The 15,452-nt window shown below is 75.0% G+C and carries 17 protein-coding genes; 8 read left to right on the top strand and 9 right to left on the bottom strand.

Going from position 1 to position 15,452, the window contains the following annotated elements:
• Nucleotide 1: 1 nt before the first annotated feature.
• Complete coding sequence (locus HLA93_RS18800) at nucleotides 2-304, bottom strand: hypothetical protein (protein WP_222195971.1); 303 nt, start codon at nucleotides 302-304, stop codon at nucleotides 2-4.
• 20 nt (nucleotides 305-324) lie between these two features.
• Nucleotides 325-1,263 carry a quinone oxidoreductase family protein gene (locus tag HLA93_RS18795; RefSeq protein WP_222195970.1) on the bottom strand — a complete coding sequence of 313 codons (939 nt, stop codon included), beginning with the start codon at nucleotides 1,261-1,263 and terminating at the stop codon, nucleotides 325-327.
• Nucleotides 1,264-1,392: 129 nt separating this feature from the next.
• On the opposite strand from HLA93_RS18795, the gene HLA93_RS18790 reads away from it, so the two are divergent.
• The 4 genes from HLA93_RS18790 to HLA93_RS22135 all read left to right on the top strand — a co-directional run bounded on the left by HLA93_RS18790 (nucleotide 1,393) and on the right by HLA93_RS22135 (nucleotide 6,069).
• Nucleotides 1,393-2,685, top strand: coding sequence for a bifunctional glycosyltransferase family 2/GtrA family protein (locus HLA93_RS18790; RefSeq protein ID WP_222195969.1), 1,293 nt, complete (start codon nucleotides 1,393-1,395; stop codon nucleotides 2,683-2,685).
• Nucleotides 2,682-4,775, top strand: a complete 2,094-nt coding sequence (locus HLA93_RS18785; RefSeq protein WP_222195968.1) for a glycosyltransferase family 39 protein — start codon at nucleotides 2,682-2,684, stop codon at nucleotides 4,773-4,775. The genes HLA93_RS18790 and HLA93_RS18785 overlap by 4 nt, the downstream gene beginning before the upstream one ends.
• A 70-nt stretch (nucleotides 4,776-4,845) precedes the next feature.
• Complete coding sequence (locus tag HLA93_RS18780) at nucleotides 4,846-5,532, top strand: hypothetical protein (RefSeq protein WP_222195967.1); 687 nt, start codon at nucleotides 4,846-4,848, stop codon at nucleotides 5,530-5,532.
• A 69-nt stretch (nucleotides 5,533-5,601) separates the two neighbouring features.
• A complete protein-coding gene (locus HLA93_RS22135) occupies nucleotides 5,602-6,069 on the top strand; it encodes a DUF4190 domain-containing protein (protein WP_222195966.1) in 468 nt (155 codons plus the stop codon).
• A 6-nt stretch (nucleotides 6,070-6,075) separates the two neighbouring features.
• Here HLA93_RS22135 and HLA93_RS18770 read toward each other — a convergent pair whose 3' ends face one another.
• Genes HLA93_RS18770 through HLA93_RS18760 form a run of 3 tightly spaced genes read right to left on the bottom strand, consistent with a single transcriptional unit; the run spans nucleotide 6,076 to nucleotide 8,913 of the window.
• Nucleotides 6,076-7,029, bottom strand: a complete 954-nt coding sequence (locus tag HLA93_RS18770) for an HpcH/HpaI aldolase/citrate lyase family protein (protein WP_222195965.1) — start codon at nucleotides 7,027-7,029, stop codon at nucleotides 6,076-6,078.
• 52 nt (nucleotides 7,030-7,081) lie between these two features.
• On the bottom strand, nucleotides 7,082-8,035 hold the full coding sequence (locus HLA93_RS18765; protein ID WP_222195964.1) for a DMT family transporter: 954 nt from the start codon (nucleotides 8,033-8,035) through the stop codon (nucleotides 7,082-7,084).
• Nucleotides 8,032-8,913 carry a PhzF family phenazine biosynthesis protein gene (locus HLA93_RS18760; RefSeq protein ID WP_222195963.1) on the bottom strand — a complete coding sequence of 294 codons (882 nt, stop codon included), beginning with the start codon at nucleotides 8,911-8,913 and terminating at the stop codon, nucleotides 8,032-8,034. The genes HLA93_RS18765 and HLA93_RS18760 overlap by 4 nt, the downstream gene beginning before the upstream one ends.
• Before the next feature lie 100 nt (nucleotides 8,914-9,013).
• Between HLA93_RS18760 and HLA93_RS18755 the strand changes: the two genes are divergently transcribed.
• Together HLA93_RS18755 and HLA93_RS18750 are read left to right on the top strand one after the other, a co-directional pair.
• Nucleotides 9,014-10,252, top strand: a complete 1,239-nt coding sequence (locus HLA93_RS18755) for a magnesium transporter MgtE N-terminal domain-containing protein (protein WP_222195962.1) — start codon at nucleotides 9,014-9,016, stop codon at nucleotides 10,250-10,252.
• Nucleotides 10,245-10,799, top strand: coding sequence for a DUF1003 domain-containing protein (locus tag HLA93_RS18750; RefSeq protein WP_222195961.1), 555 nt, complete (start codon nucleotides 10,245-10,247; stop codon nucleotides 10,797-10,799). Before HLA93_RS18755 ends, HLA93_RS18750 begins: the two co-directional genes overlap by 8 nt.
• On the opposite strand, the gene HLA93_RS18745 is transcribed toward HLA93_RS18750, so the two are convergent.
• Nucleotides 10,780-11,277 carry an AAA family ATPase gene (locus HLA93_RS18745; protein ID WP_222195960.1) on the bottom strand — a complete coding sequence of 166 codons (498 nt, stop codon included), beginning with the start codon at nucleotides 11,275-11,277 and terminating at the stop codon, nucleotides 10,780-10,782. The genes HLA93_RS18750 and HLA93_RS18745 overlap by 20 nt on opposite strands.
• A gap of 11 nt (nucleotides 11,278-11,288) precedes the next feature.
• A complete protein-coding gene (locus HLA93_RS18740) occupies nucleotides 11,289-11,927 on the bottom strand; it encodes a DUF6518 family protein (RefSeq protein ID WP_222195959.1) in 639 nt (212 codons plus the stop codon).
• 114 nt (nucleotides 11,928-12,041) lie between these two features.
• Between HLA93_RS18740 and HLA93_RS18735 the strand changes: the two genes are divergently transcribed.
• Together HLA93_RS18735 and HLA93_RS18730 are read left to right on the top strand one after the other, a co-directional pair.
• Nucleotides 12,042-12,650: an acyl-CoA-like ligand-binding transcription factor gene (locus tag HLA93_RS18735; protein WP_222195958.1), complete on the top strand. Its 609-nt coding sequence runs from the start codon at nucleotides 12,042-12,044 to the stop codon at nucleotides 12,648-12,650.
• Between the two features lie 44 nt (nucleotides 12,651-12,694).
• A complete protein-coding gene (locus tag HLA93_RS18730; protein ID WP_222195957.1) occupies nucleotides 12,695-14,272 on the top strand; it encodes an MDR family MFS transporter in 1,578 nt (525 codons plus the stop codon).
• A 63-nt stretch (nucleotides 14,273-14,335) separates the two neighbouring features.
• Here the strand turns inward: HLA93_RS18730 and HLA93_RS18725 are convergent, their stop codons facing one another.
• Nucleotides 14,336-14,653, bottom strand: a complete 318-nt coding sequence (locus HLA93_RS18725) for an AzlD domain-containing protein (RefSeq protein ID WP_222195956.1) — start codon at nucleotides 14,651-14,653, stop codon at nucleotides 14,336-14,338.
• Nucleotides 14,650-15,342, bottom strand: a complete 693-nt coding sequence (locus HLA93_RS18720) for an AzlC family ABC transporter permease (RefSeq protein ID WP_222195955.1) — start codon at nucleotides 15,340-15,342, stop codon at nucleotides 14,650-14,652. The genes HLA93_RS18725 and HLA93_RS18720 overlap by 4 nt, the downstream gene beginning before the upstream one ends.
• Nucleotides 15,343-15,452 lie beyond the last annotated feature (110 nt).

Genomic DNA, 15,452 nt, shown 5'->3' with positions numbered 1-15,452 from the left:
GTCAGGCGGCCTCCGGCGCGCAGCACGAGCTGTCCCCCGCGGAGCGGACCGCCCGCCGCGAGTCCCAGGACAGCACCGACCAGAGCGACCGCCCCGACAACGCCGAGCCGATCGACAGCCACGACCCGACCGAGCCGATCGAGCTGCTCGACCCCAGGCTCAGCACCGAGCCGAACGAGCCGATGCTGCCGATCGACAGCACCGACCCGGCGCTGCCGATCGAGAGCACCGACCCGCTCGAGCCGATCGACCACAAGGAGCCCCGCGACCACAACGAGCGGCCCCGCCGCCGGCGTCTGCTCATGGGGTGAGTTCCTACCGTGCTCAGAAGGTGAGGACCAGCCGCCCGCGCACGCCACCGGCCTCCAGCCGGCGGTGTGCCTCCGCGGCGTCCGCGGCCGGGAAGGTCTGCGCAACCCGCAGGGTGAGCACGCCCTGCTCCACCTGCTCGCGCAGCCCGTCGAGCGCGCCGGGCTCCTCGCTGTAGTCGCGCACCAGCACCGGGAACACCCGCAGGCCGCGCTGCCCGTCGCCGCGGTAGCCCCGCACGGTGGTCACCGCGCCGCCGTCCTTGACCGCGGGCAGCACGGCGGCGTCCTGCACCGAGCCGTCGGCCAGCCCGTCGACCCCGTCGGGGTACTGCTCCCGGATCCGCTCGGCGACGTCGTCCCCGCGCCGGACGACGACGTCGGCGCCCAGGCCGCGCACCAGCTCCTCGTCCTCGGCCTTGGCGTCGGCGACCACGGTGAGCCCCTCGGCCTTGGCCAGCTGGACGACGTAGCCGCCGAACGCCCCGGCCGCCCCGGTCACCGCGAGCACCTGGCCCGGCTGCAGGGCCATCGCGTCCAGCGCCATCCGGGCGGTGAGCCCGTTCATCGGCAGCGTCGACGCCTCCACGTCACTCGCCCCGGCCGGCACCCGGGCCACCGACGCCGCGGGCAGGACGACGTCCTCGCGGTAGCCGCCGTGCGCACCGGTCGGGACGACGACGCCCATCACCCGCTCACCGACCTCGATGCCGAGCTCCACGCCCTCGCCCACCTCGGCCAGCACCCCGGCGACGTCCATCCCCGGCACGTAGGGGAACTCCTTCATCGGGTCACGCTGGGCGTAGGTGCCGTTCCGCGAGTAGGTGTCGGTCGGGTTGACCGTCGCCGAGCTCACCCGCACCCGCACCTGGCCCGGGCCCAGCGGCTCGGCCGGGACGTCGACCAGGTGCAGGGCCTCCGGCCCGCCGAACTCCGTCACTCCGACTGCTCTCATGCCGACCGGCTACCCCCGCGACGACGTCGACCACACCCGGTCGGGACGTGTCGGCGGCCACCGAGCACTCACAGCCCGCGCGTAGCCAGGGCTGTGCCCGCCACCAGCCAGTGACCCGACGGTCACTGCATGCCACCGCTCCCCCTGGGCACCGCCGCGCCCTCCGGCGACGCCTCCCCGCTGCACCCGGTCATCGACGTCGTCGTCCCCGTGCACGACGAGGAGGCCGACCTGGAGCCGTGCCTGCGCCGGCTGCACCACCACCTCAGCACCCAGCTCCCCTACCCGTTCCGGATCACCGTCGCGGAGAACGCCAGCACCGATGGCACGGTCGCCGTGGCCCGCCGGGTCGCCGCCGAGCTGCCCGGCATCGAGGTCCTGGTGCTGCCCGACCCCGGCCGGGGCCGCGCGCTGCGCACGGCCTGGCTCGGCTCGGACGCACCGGTGCTGGTCTACATGGACGTCGACCTGTCCACCGACCTGGCCGCCCTGCTGCCGCTGGTCGCCCCGCTGATCAGCGGCCACTCCGACCTGGCGATCGGCACCCGGCTGGCGGCGTCGTCCCGGGTGGTGCGCGGCGCCAAGCGCGAGCTCATCTCCCGCGGCTACAACCTGCTGCTCCGCGGCGCCCTGGCCACCCGGCTCTCCGACGCCCAGTGCGGCTTCAAGGCGATCCGCGCCGACGTGGCCACCCGGCTGCTGCCGCTGGTGGAGGACACCGGCTGGTTCTTCGACACCGAGCTGCTGGTGCTCGCCGAGCGCAGCGGCCTGCGGATCCACGAGGTGCCGGTCGACTGGGTCGACGACCCGGACAGCCGGGTCGACATCGTGGCCACCGCCAGGGCCGACCTCGCCGGGATCGCCCGGATGCTGCGCGCGTTCACCACCGGCCGGCTGCCGGTCGCCGAGCTGCGCGCCCAGCTGGGCCGCGGCCCCCTGCCCGGGCCGCTGGCCGACCCGGTGCCCGGGGTGCCGGCCGGGCTGTTCGGCCAGCTGGTCCGGTTCGCCACCATCGGCGTGCTCTCCACGCTGGCCTACCTGGTGCTGTTCGTGCTGCTGCGCTCCGTCGTGGCCGCCCAGCCGGCGAACCTGATCGCGCTGCTGGTCACCGCGGTGGCCAACACCGCGGCCAACCGGCGGATCACCTTCGGCATCCGCGGCGGCCCCGGCGCCGGCCGCGCCCAGCTGCAGGGCCTGGTCGTCTTCGGCCTCGGCCTGGCGCTGACCAGCGGGACCCTCGCCGTCCTGCACGCGGTCACCCCCACCCCGGACCGCGGCACCGAGGTGCTGCTCCTCGTCGCCGCCAACGCACTGGCGACCCTGCTGCGCTTCCTGCTCCTGCGCGGCTGGGTCTTCCGCACCCACCCGACCACCGCTGCCACCCCCGAGCCCGCCGTCCCGGCGATGGAGACCCTCCGATGAGCACCGTCCTCGACACCCCCACTCCCCCGGCGGCGCAGCCCGCGCCGGCCGCCCGGACCTCGCGCGCCCGCCGGCTGGTGCGCGGCCGGGACGACGACCCGGGCTGGGTGCGCCCGGCGCTGCTCGCCCTGCTGGCGGCCACCGGCCTGCTGTACCTGTGGGACCTCGCCGCCTCCGGCTGGGCCAACGCCTTCTACGCCGCCGCGGTGCAGGCCGGGTCGGAGAGCTGGGTGGCCTTCTTCTACGGCTCCTCGGACGCGGCCAACTCGATCACCGTGGACAAGCCGCCGGCCTCGCTGTGGGTCATGGAGCTCGCCGTCCGGGTCTTCGGCCTGAACTCCTGGTCGCTGCTGGTGCCGCAGGCGCTGATGGGCGTGGCCACCGTCGGCGTGGTGTACCTGGCGGTGCGCCGGGTCGTCAGCCCCGGCGCCGGGCTGCTCGCCGGGGCGGCCATGGCGCTGACCCCGGTGGCAGTGCTGATGTTCCGCTTCGACAACCCCGACGCCCTGCTCGTGCTGCTGATGACGCTGGCCGCCTACGCCACCACCCGGGCGCTGGAGCGGGCGAGCCTGCGCTGGATGGTCGGCGTCGGCGTGCTGATCGGCTTCGCCTTCCTGACCAAGACGCTGCAGGCGATGCTCGTCGTCCCCGGCTTCGCGCTGGTGTACCTGGTCGCGGCGCCCACCTCGCCGGCCAAGCGGTTCGGGCACGTGCTCGCGGCCGGGGCGGCGATGGTGGTGGCCGGCGGCTGGTGGGTCGCGGTCGTCGAGCTGGTGCCCGAGTCGTGGCGGCCCTACATCGGTGGCTCGCAGACCAACTCCGCCTGGGAGCTGATCTGGGGCTACAACGGCCTGGGCCGGCTCACCGGGAACGAGACCGGCAGCGTCGGCGGTGGCGGGGGCACCGGTGGCAACTGGGGCGAGACCGGCCTCGGCCGGCTGGTGAACTCCGAGATCGGCGGTCAGGTCGCCTGGCTGCTGCCCGCGGCGCTGGCGCTGCTGGTCGCCGGTCTCGTCGCCGTGGGCCGGGCGCCGCGCACCGACCCACGCCGCGCGGCGCTGGTCACCTGGGGCAGCTGGCTGCTGGTCACCGGGCTGACCTTCAGCTTCATGGCCGGCATCTTCCACGCGTACTACACCGTCGCCCTGGCCCCGGCGATCGCCGCGCTCGTCGGCATCGGCGGCGGGCTGCTCTGGCAGCGCCGAACGGCGATCTGGGCGCGGGTCGTGCTCGCCCTCACCCTCGCCGGGACCGCGGTCTGGTCGTTCGTGCTGCTCGGCCGGTCGGCGGACTTCCTGCCCTGGCTGCGCTGGGGCGTGCTGGTCGGCGGCCTGCTCGCCGCGCTCGGGCTGCTGGTGGTGCACACCGGTGGCCGGCTCGTGGCCGCGACGGTGCTCGCCGTCGGCATCCTGGCCGCGCTCGGCGGCCCGGCCGCCTACGCCGTGCAGACCGCCGGGACGGCGCACACCGGCTCGATCCCCTCGGCCGGGCCGACGGTGAGCGGCGGCTCGGGCTTCGGTGGCGGTCCCGGCGTTGGCGGTGGCGGTGGCGGTCGCGGTGGCTTCCCAGGTGGTGGCGGCCAGCAGGGCACCCCGCCGGCCGGTGGCCCCGGCGGCCAGACCGGCACCCTTCCCGGTGGGACCGCCGGCGGCACGACCGGTGGCACAGCCGGTGGCCGGATGGGCGACGGCGGGGCCGGTGGCGGGATGGGCGGCGGCATGGGCGGACTGCTGGACGCCGCCGAGGCCAGCGACGAGGTGGTCGAGGCGCTGCTGACCGACGCCGACGACTACACCTGGGTGGCCGCGGCCGTCGGCTCCAACAACGCCGCCGGCTACCAGCTGGCCAGCGAGGAGCCGGTGATGGCCATCGGCGGCTTCAACGGCAGCGACCCCTCGCCCACGCTGGAGCAGTTCCAGCAGTACGTCGCCGCCGGCCAGGTGCACTGGTTCATCGGCGGTGGGACGGGGATGAGCAGCGACAGCGGCAGCAACGCCTCCGCCGAGATCGCCGCCTGGGTGGCGGAGAACCACACCGCCCAGACGATCGACGGGGTGACGATGTACGACCTCAGCGGCGCCACGAGCTGAGGCAGGGCAGTGGCTGGGGTGGTCGTGCTCGTGGACGACCACCCCAGCCGCGGCGGTTACCGTCGCAGCGGTGATGCTCCGCCGTCTGCTCCTCGCCGTGCTGGCCACCGTCGCGGTGGCCGGCTGCTCGTCGGCCGACGAGCCGGCCGCCACCCGCAGCCCCGGCACGGCGGAACCGACCGCGGCGGACGTCGCCGCTGCAGCAGCAGCGACGGCCGACCCGGCCGCGGCCCAGGACCCGGCTCAGGCCGCCGTCGCCGTCGCCCTCCGCGCCACCGACCTGCCGGCCGGGTGGTCGGTGCAGGCCAACCCGCTCCCCGCCGACGCCGACCTCACCGCGAACCCGAGCCTGACCGGGATCTGCGGGCAGACCTTCGCCTCCGAGCAGCACCGCACGTCGAAGCAGCCGGTCGTCGGGCTGGACGCGACCGGCACCCCGCAGCTGTCCTCGGAGGCGATCGCCTACGACTCCCCGGCCGCGGCGGGAGCCGCCGTGCAGGAGCTGGTGCAGGCCTTCGGCCGCTGCCCGGAGGACCAGTACACCTTCGAGACCGGGCCCAGCGCCGAGGGCCTGGCCGCGACCAGCGTCGTCTTCCAGTACCGGCTCGCCGACGGCACCACCCAGGTGGTGCTCGCCCAGGCCCGCGGCCAGGTGCTGTCGGTGCTGATCGGCGAGGACCCGGCGGTCACCGCGGCCGCCGGCCGCGCGATCGCCGCGCGGATGGCGGCGTTGCCTGCCGAGGCGATCGGTGCCTGACCGGCACACTGTCCCGGCCCGGGCCGCGTGGTGTCCGCCGGCGGCACGGACCGGCGACGGGGGGACGACGTGAGCCAGGACGACTTCTACCGCGGCGACGCACCCTGGAGCGACGCCCAGCACGGCACCGGCGCCACCTCGCCATCGCCCTCCGGCCCGCCGCCCGGCTACGGCCCGCCGCCTGGCTACGGCCCCCCGCCGGGCTACGCAGCACCTGGCTGGGCACCGCCTGGCTACGGCCCGCCCTCCGGCTACGGCTCGCCGTCCGGCTACGGCCCGCCCTCCTTCGGCGCCGGGCGGCGGCCGACCAACGGGCTGGCCATCGCCGCGGTGATCTCGATCTTCCTGTTCCCGCCGCTGGCGCTGGTGCTCGGCGTGCTGGCCCGCAACCAGATCCGCCGGACCGGCGAGGAGGGCGCCGGCCTGGCGCTGGCCGCGATCGTCATCGGCGGGGTGGCCGTGGCGATGATCGTGGCGTTCGTGCTCTTCTGGACCATCGCCCTGGTCTCGATCAGCAACGGCACCCTCGGCGGCTGAGCCCGATCAGCCTTCCGGCGGGGTGAACGCCGACGTCCGGGACATCCCGGCCGCCCGGCCCTTGCCGGCGATCACCAGCGCCATCTTCCGGCTGGCCTCGTCGATCATCTCGTCGCCCAGCATCGCCGAGCCCTTCTTCCCGCCCGCCTCCGACGTCGCCCAGTCGTAGGCGTCGAGGATCAGCTCCGCGTGGTCGTAGTCCTCCTGCGACGGCGCGTAGATCTCGTTGGCCGCGTCGATCTGCCCCGGGTGCAGCACCCACTTGCCGTCGAACCCGAGCATCGCCGAGCGCTTCGCCACCTCGCGGAAGGCGTCGACGTCGCGCACCTGCAGGAACGGCCCGTCGATGGCCTGCACCCCGCGGGCGCGCGCGGCCATCAGGATCGTCATCAGGATGTGGTGGAACGGGTCGCCCGGGTAGTCCGGGTGCAGGGCGCCCACCACCAGCGACTTCATGTTGATGCTGGCCATGAAGTCGGCCGGGCCGAAGATGATCGTCTCGATCCGGTCGCTGGCGTTGGCGATGTCGTTGACGTTGATCAGGCCCTGCGCCGTCTCGATCTGCGCCTCGATGCCGATCCGGCCGACCGGCAGCCCGTTGGCCTTCTCGATCTGGGTGAGCAGCAGGTCCAGCGCCCGCACCTGCGCGGCGTCGGCGACCTTGGGCAGCATCAGGCAGTCCAGCTCGGCACCCGCGCCCTCGACCACCTCGACCACGTCGCGGTAGGTCCACTCCGTCGTCCAGTCGTTGACCCGGACCGTGCGGATCTTGCTGCCCCAGCCGCCCTCGTTCAGCGCGGCGACGATGTTCTTGCGCGCGCCGGGCTTGGCCAGCGGGGCGCAGGCGTCCTCGAGGTCCAGGAACACCTGGTCAGCTGGCAGGCCCTTGGCCTTCTCCAGGAACCGGGGGTTGCTGCCCGGGACGGCGAGGTTGGAACGACGGGATCGGAGCTCGGCCACGGTGCCTCTCTCTTCTCGACGGGGTCCCCGGACAGTAGCGACGAGGCGCCGGTCAGACCGGCTCGGCCTCCGGGGCCGGGCGGCCGCCGCGGATCACCAGTGCGACCCCGGCCACGACGGCGATCATCCCGGGCAGCGCGAGCAGCGGCGGCACCTGGTCGAGCAGCACCAGGGCGACCAGCAGCGCACCGGGCACCTCCAGCAGCACCGCCAGCCCGACCACCGTGGGCCCGACCGAGGAGAGCACCAGGTTCAGCAGGGTGTGCCCGAGCAGCTGCGCGCAGAAGGTGATCGCCGCGATCAGCCACCAGTCGCGGGCGCTGAACCCGGCCAGCGGCACCCCGGCCACCACCGCCGCGACGGCGAGGGCGACCGCGCAGGTGGAGTAGCAGACGACGGCGTACGCGGAGGTGGTCAGCCGCTCCCGCGCCCGGGCCCCGGCGAGCATGTAGCCACCGGCGCAGATCGCCCCCAGCAGCGCCAGCCCGTCGCCGGCCAGCGCCTCCCAGGAGACGGTGACGTCGACCCCGGCGATCAGCGCGGCGCCCAGCACGGCCAGCGTCAGCCCCCACCAGACGCGGCCGGGCAGGTGCACGCCGGAGAACCGGGCGGCCAGCGCCGTCCAGATCGGGGTGGTGGTGACCAGCGCGGTCGAGGCGGCCACCGTGGTCATCGACAGGCTGGGCAGCCAGGCGGCGAAGTGCGCGGCCAGGAACAGCCCGGCGACCACCGAGCTGCCCAGTTGCCGGGCCCGCAGGCCGTGCAGGGTCGACCGCTCGCGCAGCAGCAGCACCGGCAGCAGCAGCGCCGCGCCGGCGGCGTTGCGCCAGAACGCGATCGCCAGGAACGAGGCGGTGACCATCGCGGTCAGCGGCCCGGAGAAGGAGACGCCGACGACGGCCACCGCCATCAGCCCGACGTCCCGCCCGCCCGGCCGGTGCACCGCCCACGCCTGCGATGCCGGGCCCCGCTGCAGCGTCCCGCCGGCAGCTGCCGGGTCGCTCACTCGGGGGTCCGGACGGTGCCGCCGGCGATCGCCCGGACGGCACCGGCGACGCTCACCGAGGTCACCTCGCCGCCGGCGACGACGACCCGGCCGCGCAGCTCCGAGGGCCGCCCGACCGCGGCGCCCTGCGCCAGCCGGTACTCGGTGACGCCGTCGTCGGCCAGCCCCACGGCGGCCAGCCAGATGCCGGTGCCCAGCGCCGCGGAACCGGTGGCCGGGTCCTCGTGCCAGTCGAGCCCGGCGGCGAAGACCCGCACGGTGCCCGCGCCCGTCGCCGGGTCCCAGGCCAGCACGGACACCCCGCCCTGCACGCCGGGCAGCAGGGCCTCCAGCGCGGCCGGGTCGGGCACCGCACGGTCCAGCGCGTCGGGGTGCACCTCCAGCTGGGCGAAGTCGATGCCGCAGCCGACCAGGTGCGCGGGCCGGCCGGTGACGTCGTCCGGGCCGAGACCGCAGGCTGCGGCCAGCGCAGCGACGTCCGGGCCCTGCCGCAGCGAGACGGTGCCGCCGGTGAGCCGGGCGCCGTCGTCGTCCACCTCGACCTCGACCACCCCGGCGCCGCACTCCTGCCGGAGCACCCCGGCGGGCAGCCGGCCCAGCCGGACCAGGGTGTGCGCGGTGCCCACGCTGGGGTGGCCGGCGAAGGGCAGCTCGGTGCGCGGCGTGAAGATCCGGACCCGGTAGTCGGCCCCCGGCTCGGTGGGTGCGCTGACGAAGGTGGACTCGGAGAAGCCGAACTCGGCGGCCAGCGCCTGGCACTGCTCGGTGCTCAGGTGCCCGGCGTCCAGCACCACGGCGAGCTGGTTGCCGCTGAACGGCTGCGGCGCGAACACGTCCACGACCTCGAAGGCCAGCAGGTCAGATCCGGAGGCGCCCACGACGCCGACGGTAGCCTCAGCCCCGGCGACCGCGCTGGTGAGGTCGCCGTCCACCCAGCTGCCCGGTCCCCTGGCCGACGAGCGCGCGCGAGGAGGTCCCGTGACCACGGTGACCAGGGCCTACGTCTCCCGGATCGCCGGGCTGACCGTCTTCGACCCCAACGGCGACCGGGTCGGCAAGGTCCGCGACGTGCTCGTCGCCCTGCGGGTGGGCAGCGCCGCGCCCCGCGCGCTCGGCCTGATCGTCGAGGTCGTCGCCCGCCGGCGGATCTTCTGCCCGATGGGCCGGGTCACCGGCCTCGACGCGACCTCGGTGATGCTCGCCTCCGGCACGGTGAACCTCAAGCGGTTCGAACAGCGCGCCGGGGAGACCCTGGTGCTGGGCGAACTGCTGGACCGCCGGGTGACCATCGAGGACGGCGGCCGGCCGGCCACCGTCGTCGACGCCGCCATCGAGCAGACCCGGACCGGCGACTGGGTGCTGTCCCGGCTGGCCGTGCAGGAGCCGGGCCGGCTCGGCCGCCGCGGGCAGCTGCACCAGCTGGCCTGGGACGAGGTCGGCGGGCTGGCGCTGCCGGAGACCGGGCAGAGCGCCGAGACGCTGATCGCCACCTACCGCGAGCTGAACGCCGCCGACGCCGCGCACGCGCTGCAGGAGCTGCCGATCAAGCGGCGGCACGAGGTCGCCGAGGCGATGGACGACCCGCGGCTGGCCGACGTCCTCGGCGAGCTGCCCGAGGCCGAGCAGATCACCATCCTGGGCACCCTCGAGGAGCGACGGGCCGCCGACGTCCTGGAGGAGATGGACCCCGACGACGCCGCCGACCTGCTGGCCGAGCTGTCCACCCTGGACCGGGACCGGCTGCTGGAGCTGATGGAGCCAGACGAGGCCGAGCCGGTGCGCCAGCTGCTCAAGTACTCCGAGGACACCGCCGGCGGGATCATGACCAGCGAGCCGGTGATCCTCTCCCCCGACGCGACGATCGCCGAGGCGCTCGCCCGGGTACGCACCCCTGAGCTCTCCCCCGCGCTGGCCAGCCAGGTCTACGTCTGCCGGCCGCCCTCGGCCACGCCGACCGGGCGGTACCTGGGGCTGGCGCACATCCAGCGACTGCTCCGCGAACCACCCTCGACACTGGTCAGCGGCGTGCTCGACGACCTGGACCCGCTGCGCCCGGAGGCACCGCTGGCCGAGGTCACCCGCTACTTCGCCACCTACAACCTGGTGGCCGCCCCGGTGGTCGACGCCCAGGGCCGACTGGTCGGCGCGGTGAGCGTGGACGACGTGCTGGACCACCTGCTGCCCGACGACTGGCGTGAGCGGTCCCGTCGTGGCTGAGGACACCCGTCGCGCCGACCTGCGCCTGGACCAGCCGCGCGGCGCCCGTGGGATCGGCAGCTTCCTGCGGCTGGACCCCGACGCGGTGGGCAAGTTCGCCGAGGGGATCGCCCGGTTCCTGGGCACCGGCCGCTTCCTCGCCGTGCAGACGGTCATCGTGATCGTCTGGATCGTGCTGAACGTGGTGGCGGTCAACCTGCGCTGGGACCCCTACCCCTTCATCCTGCTCAACCTGGCGTTCTCCACCCAGGCCGCCTACGCCGCGCCACTGATCCTGCTCGCGCAGAACCGGCAGGCCGACCGCGACCGGGTGCAGGCCGAGGAGGACCGCAACCGGGCGGCGCAGACCCGTGCCGACACCGAGTACCTGGCCCGCGAGCTGGCCTCGCTGCGGGTGTCGGTGGGCGAGCTGGCCACGCGTGACTTCATCCGTGGCGAGCTGAACCGGCTGCTCCCCGACGATGGCGACGGCGAGGGCGGCGAGCGGAAGAAGAAGTCCAAGAAGCGGCGCGAGGCCGCCGAGGGGCTCAGCGACCCAGCGCGCTGAGGACGGCGGCGACCGGGTCGCCGGTGGCGGTGTCGACCACGGTGTGCCGCTCGTGCCACTGGTCGAGCCGCCGAGCGCGCACCTGCTCCCACGTCGGGACGGTGTGCCCCGGCAGGTCGGCGGTGCGCTCCTCGACCCGGCGCCGGTGCTCGGCCGGGTCGGTGCAGATCAGCCGCAGCCAGTGCACCCCGATGCCGTGCCGGGCGGCCAGGTCGCGGAACGGCCGCCGGGCCGCGGCCACGTCGAACACCGCGTCGACCAGCACGTCGGTGCCCGCGGTGAGGCAGGTGTCGGCGGCGGTCAGGGCGAGCTCGTAGCCGTGGGCGCCGACGTCGTCCGGGGCGGGCACCAGACCCTGCCGCAGCAGCGCGACCTCGAAGGCGTCGATCCGCAGGTGCGCCGCGCGCAGCTCGCCGGCCACCGCACGGGCGACGGTCGTCTTGCCGACCCCGGGCAGCCCGCCGACCACGATGAGCACGTCCGCTCCGCTCAGACGAACCGGTGCAGCAGGTCGAGCACCTGCGGCGCGAGCCAGGTGGCCGGGACGGCGCACGCGGCAGCCCAGAGCCGGGTGCGGTGGTCCCGCGGCAGCAGGAGGACCAGCACGAGCACGGTGACCACCTCGGCGAGTGTCTGCACCGGGCGACCGGCCATCGACAGGGCGCCGTCCTGCCAGGCCAGCCAGGTCTGCCGGGCGCCGCCGCTGCCCAGCACCAGGCCGGCCGGGACGCCGAGCAGCGCCCCGGGCAGCCAGCCGGTGTGCCGGGTCGCCCAGTGCACGGCCACGCCGGTCGCGGGCACGGCGGTGGCCGAGAGGAGCAGCCAGATGACCAGCAGGTCCGCTTGCCCCGAGAAACCGAGGACCAGTGCGGCCCAGCCGTAGTAGGCCACGGTCATGGTGGCGAAGAACAGGCCGCTGCGGAGCGCGGCCGCCCGGGGCAACGGCGCCCGCCAGCCGATCAACGCCACGACGAGCACCCAGGCGGCGGGGTAGCTGCCCAGGTCGGCGGCCCACCGCCAACCCGACTCGTCCCCGGCCTTCGCCGCGACCCCAGCGAGCACCCCGGCGGCGGCGCTGGACGCCAGCGGGGCGGCCTGGGTCCTCCGCTCGCCGGTCCGGGTGATCACGCGTCCCGATGCTGCCGGTGCCGGGCGGCCCGCGGGGGCAGCCGCGCCGTGCGGTGACGCGTTGCACAGTGGGCAATCTTGCACGGTGTGCAACGAGCGGCGCATGCTCTCCCCGTGATCGAGCGAGGGCTGCGCGAGCGGAAGAAGGCCGACACCCGGGCCGCGCTGGCCGACGCCGCACTCCGGCTGGCAGCCGAGCGCGGCTGGGAGCACGTCACGGTCGAGGCGATCGCCGGCGCAGCCGACGTCTCCTACCGCACCTTCTTCAACCACTTCTCCAGCAAGGAGGAGGCGCTGCTGGAGCCCGGCGGGCCCGACCAGCCCCGGCTGTCCACCCGGTTGCGCGCCCAGCCGGCCGACCGGGAGCCCCTGACAGCCCTGCGCACCGCGATCCGCGAGGACCTCGCTGCGGCGTCCGCCGACCCCGAGCAGCTGCGCACCCGGATGACCGTGTTCACCAGCACGCCCGCACTGCTGCCCCGGCTGCTGGAGACGATCGCCACCGACGAGCGCGACCTCGCCCTCGCCGTGGCCGAGCGCACCGGCCAGGACGTCGACGCCGACCTCGGGCCGGCGCTGGTCGGCGCCGTCGTCTCCGCCGCCCTGCGGGTCAGCCTGATGCGCTGGCACGCCCAGGGCGGCGCCACCCCGCTGACCGACCTCGCCGACGAGGCCCTCGACACGCTCGTCGCCGGCCTGCCCTCGGCCGTCCCGAGCCACTGACCGCCGCCGTCCCGGCGACAGCAGACCACACCGACAGGAGCACGATGAGCACGACCGACACCCCCACCGCGGCGGAGCAGACACCCGGCCCCCGGATGAGCCGACGGGAGGTCCTCCAGGCCCTCTCCGGGCTGATGATGGGCATCTTCGTGTCCATCCTGGCCGCGACCGTCGTCTCCAACGCCCTCCCGACGATCATCGCCGAGCTCGAGGGCAGCCAGAGCATCTACACCTGGGTGGTCACCGCCGAGCTGCTGGCGATGACCGCGTCGGTGCCGCTGTGGGGCAAGCTCGCCGACCTGGTGAGCCAGAAGCTGCTGGTCCAGCTCTCGCTCGCGCTGTTCGTGATCGGCTCGCTGGTCGCCGGCCTCAGCCAGGACACCACCACGCTGATCGTCGCCCGGGTGATCCAGGGCCTGGGCGCCGGCGGTCTGACCGCACTGGTCCAGATCGTGATGGCGGCGATGATCCCGCCGCGCGAGCTCGGCCGCTACGCCGGCATCTTCGGCGCGGTCTTCGCCGTCGCCACCGTCGCCGGCCCGCTGATCGGCGGCGTCATCGTCGACACCTCGTGGCTCGGCTGGCGCTGGTGCTTCTTCATCGGCGTGCCGTTCGCGCTGCTGTCGATCCTCCTGCTGCAGAAGACGCTGAAGCTGCCCGCCGTCCGCCGCCGCGACGTGCACGTCGACTGGCTCGGCGCCCTGCTGATCACCGGCGGCATCAGCCTGCTGCTCATCTGGGTCACCCTGGCCGGCACCGAGTTCGACTGGCTCTCCGGGCCGACCGCGCTGATGGTCGGCGGTTCGTTGGCGCTGCTGGCGCTCGCCGTGTGGGTGGAGTCCCGGGTCGCCGAGCCCGTCATCCCGCTGGGCATCTTCCGCAACCGCACCGTCACCCTCACCGTCGTCGCCAGCGCCCTGGTCGGCGTGGCGATGTTCGGCGGGACGGTCTTCCTGTCCCAGTACTTCCAGGTGTCGCTCGGCTACTCCCCGACCGAGGCCGGTCTGCTCTCGCTGCCGATGATCGCGGGCCTGCTGGTCTCCTCCACGGTCGCCGGTGCGCTGATCACCAAGACCGGCGTCTGGAAGCGCTACCTGGTCGCCGGTGGCGTGCTGATGACAGTCGGCTTCGGCCTGCTGGCCACCATCGACGCGCAGACCTCGATCTGGGTGCTCGGCACGTTCATGGCGGTGCTGGGCGTCGGCGTCGGTCTGCTCATGCAGAACCTGGTGCTCGCCGCGCAGAACGACGTCCCCGCCCGCGAGCTGGGCTCGGCCACCTCGGTGCTGTCGTTCTTCCGCAGCCTGGGCGGCACCATCGGGGTCAGCGCGCTCGGCGCGGTGCTCGCCAGCAGCGTGGCCGAGGACCTGGCGGTCCTCGGCAGCGGCTCGTCGGCCGGCGGCGGGCACGCCGCGGCGCCGGACACCTCGTCGCTCCCGCCGGAGGTGCAGACCCTGGTGCAGGACGCCTACGGCAACGCGACCGCCGAGCTGTTCCTGATCGCCACCCCGCTGGCCGCGCTCGCGCTGGTGGTCGTGCTGTTCATCAGGGAGAAGCCGCTGAAGACCACCACCAGCGCCGAGCGGCTGGAGTCCGAGGCACAGCTGCCGCTCGCGCACTGACGCGCTCCTCGCCCGCCGACGGCCGTGGCCCCTCCGGGGTCGCGGCCGTCGTCGCGTCCGGGGTCAGCCGGTGAGGACGTGCACCAATGCCCCGGCTGCGCCGGCCAGCGCCAGGACGACGATGAACGGCGCCCGCAACGCCAGGGCGAGCGCGGCCACCGCCAGCCCGACCAGCCGGCCGTCGACGACCAGGTCCCGCCCCGACGTCGCGGCCTGGACGGCGACCAGCGCGGCCAGCAGCGCCGCCGGCACGAACTCCACCACCCGGGTGACCCAGGGCCGCTCCACCCAGGCCGCCGGCACCGACAGCCCGGTCAGCTTCAGCAGGTAGCAGCCCAGCGAGCCGACCAGCACCACCGCCCACAGCGTCCCGCTGCTCACGGGGTCGCCGCCGTCCGCGGCCGGCCGGCCAGCGCGACCGCGACCACGGCCAGCACCACCTGCACCCCGGCCGGCACGAACGGGGTCAGCGCCAGCGCGACCACCGCCCCGCCGAGAGCGACCCGGCGCTGCACCCAGGGCTCGCGGGCGGTGCGCCGCAGCCGGGGCCAGAGCAGGGCCAGGAAGGCGGCGGGCACGATCGCGTCCAGCGCGGCCTGCGCGGTCGCACCCAGCGCGGCGGCACCCAGCGAGCCGATCAGCGTGGTCACGTTCCAGCCGAGGTAGATGGTCGCGCCGGTGACCCAGAAAGCCAGCCGGCCCAGCTCCCGGTCGGGCGCCGCGACCGCCATCGCCGTCGTCTCGTCGATCACCCAGTGCGCGGCGCCGGCCCGGCGGAGCAGCCCGCGGGGCGCCAGCATGGGGGCGAGCCGCACGCCGTAGACCGTGTTCCGGGTGCCCAGCAGCAGCGCGCTGCCCACCGCCGCGAACGCACCCCCGCCGGCGCCGAGGACCCCCACCAGCGCGAACTGCGAGGCGCCGGTGAACATCAGCGCCGACAGGGTCACCGCCTGCCAGGTGTCCAGCCCGGCACCGGCGGCGGCCGCACCGAACGCGACGCCGTACAGGCCCACGGCCACCCCGAGACCGATCGCGTCGCGCAGGGTCGCGCTGCGGGCGTCGGACGGCACGAGGGGACCCTAGAGTCCCGGGGTTGGCCGGGCTCACACCCGCTGGCCCGGGCCGGTGTCCCGGGCCGCCGTACAGTGAGGGGCGCCCGCGCGCGGGCCCCACCATGGGC

The sequence above is a fragment of the Modestobacter italicus genome, from assembly GCF_019799965.1.
GTDB lineage: Bacteria > Actinomycetota > Actinomycetes > Mycobacteriales > Geodermatophilaceae > Modestobacter > Modestobacter italicus_A.
This window is presented reverse-complemented; position numbering and strand designations above follow the sequence as displayed.

Excerpts from the sequence above, each read along its gene's own strand:
- HLA93_RS18730 (WP_222195957.1), top strand. The coding sequence starts at position 12,695 with ATGAGCACGACCGACACCCCCACCGCGGCGGAGCAGACACCCGGCCCC.
- HLA93_RS18800 (WP_222195971.1), bottom strand. The coding sequence starts at position 304 with ATGAGCAGACGCCGGCGGCGGGGCCGCTCGTTGTGGTCGCGGGGCTCC.
- HLA93_RS18785 (WP_222195968.1), top strand. The coding sequence starts at position 2,682 with ATGAGCACCGTCCTCGACACCCCCACTCCCCCGGCGGCGCAGCCCGCG.
- HLA93_RS18790 (WP_222195969.1), top strand. The coding sequence starts at position 1,393 with ATGCCACCGCTCCCCCTGGGCACCGCCGCGCCCTCCGGCGACGCCTCC.
- HLA93_RS18795 (WP_222195970.1), bottom strand. The coding sequence starts at position 1,263 with ATGAGAGCAGTCGGAGTGACGGAGTTCGGCGGGCCGGAGGCCCTGCAC.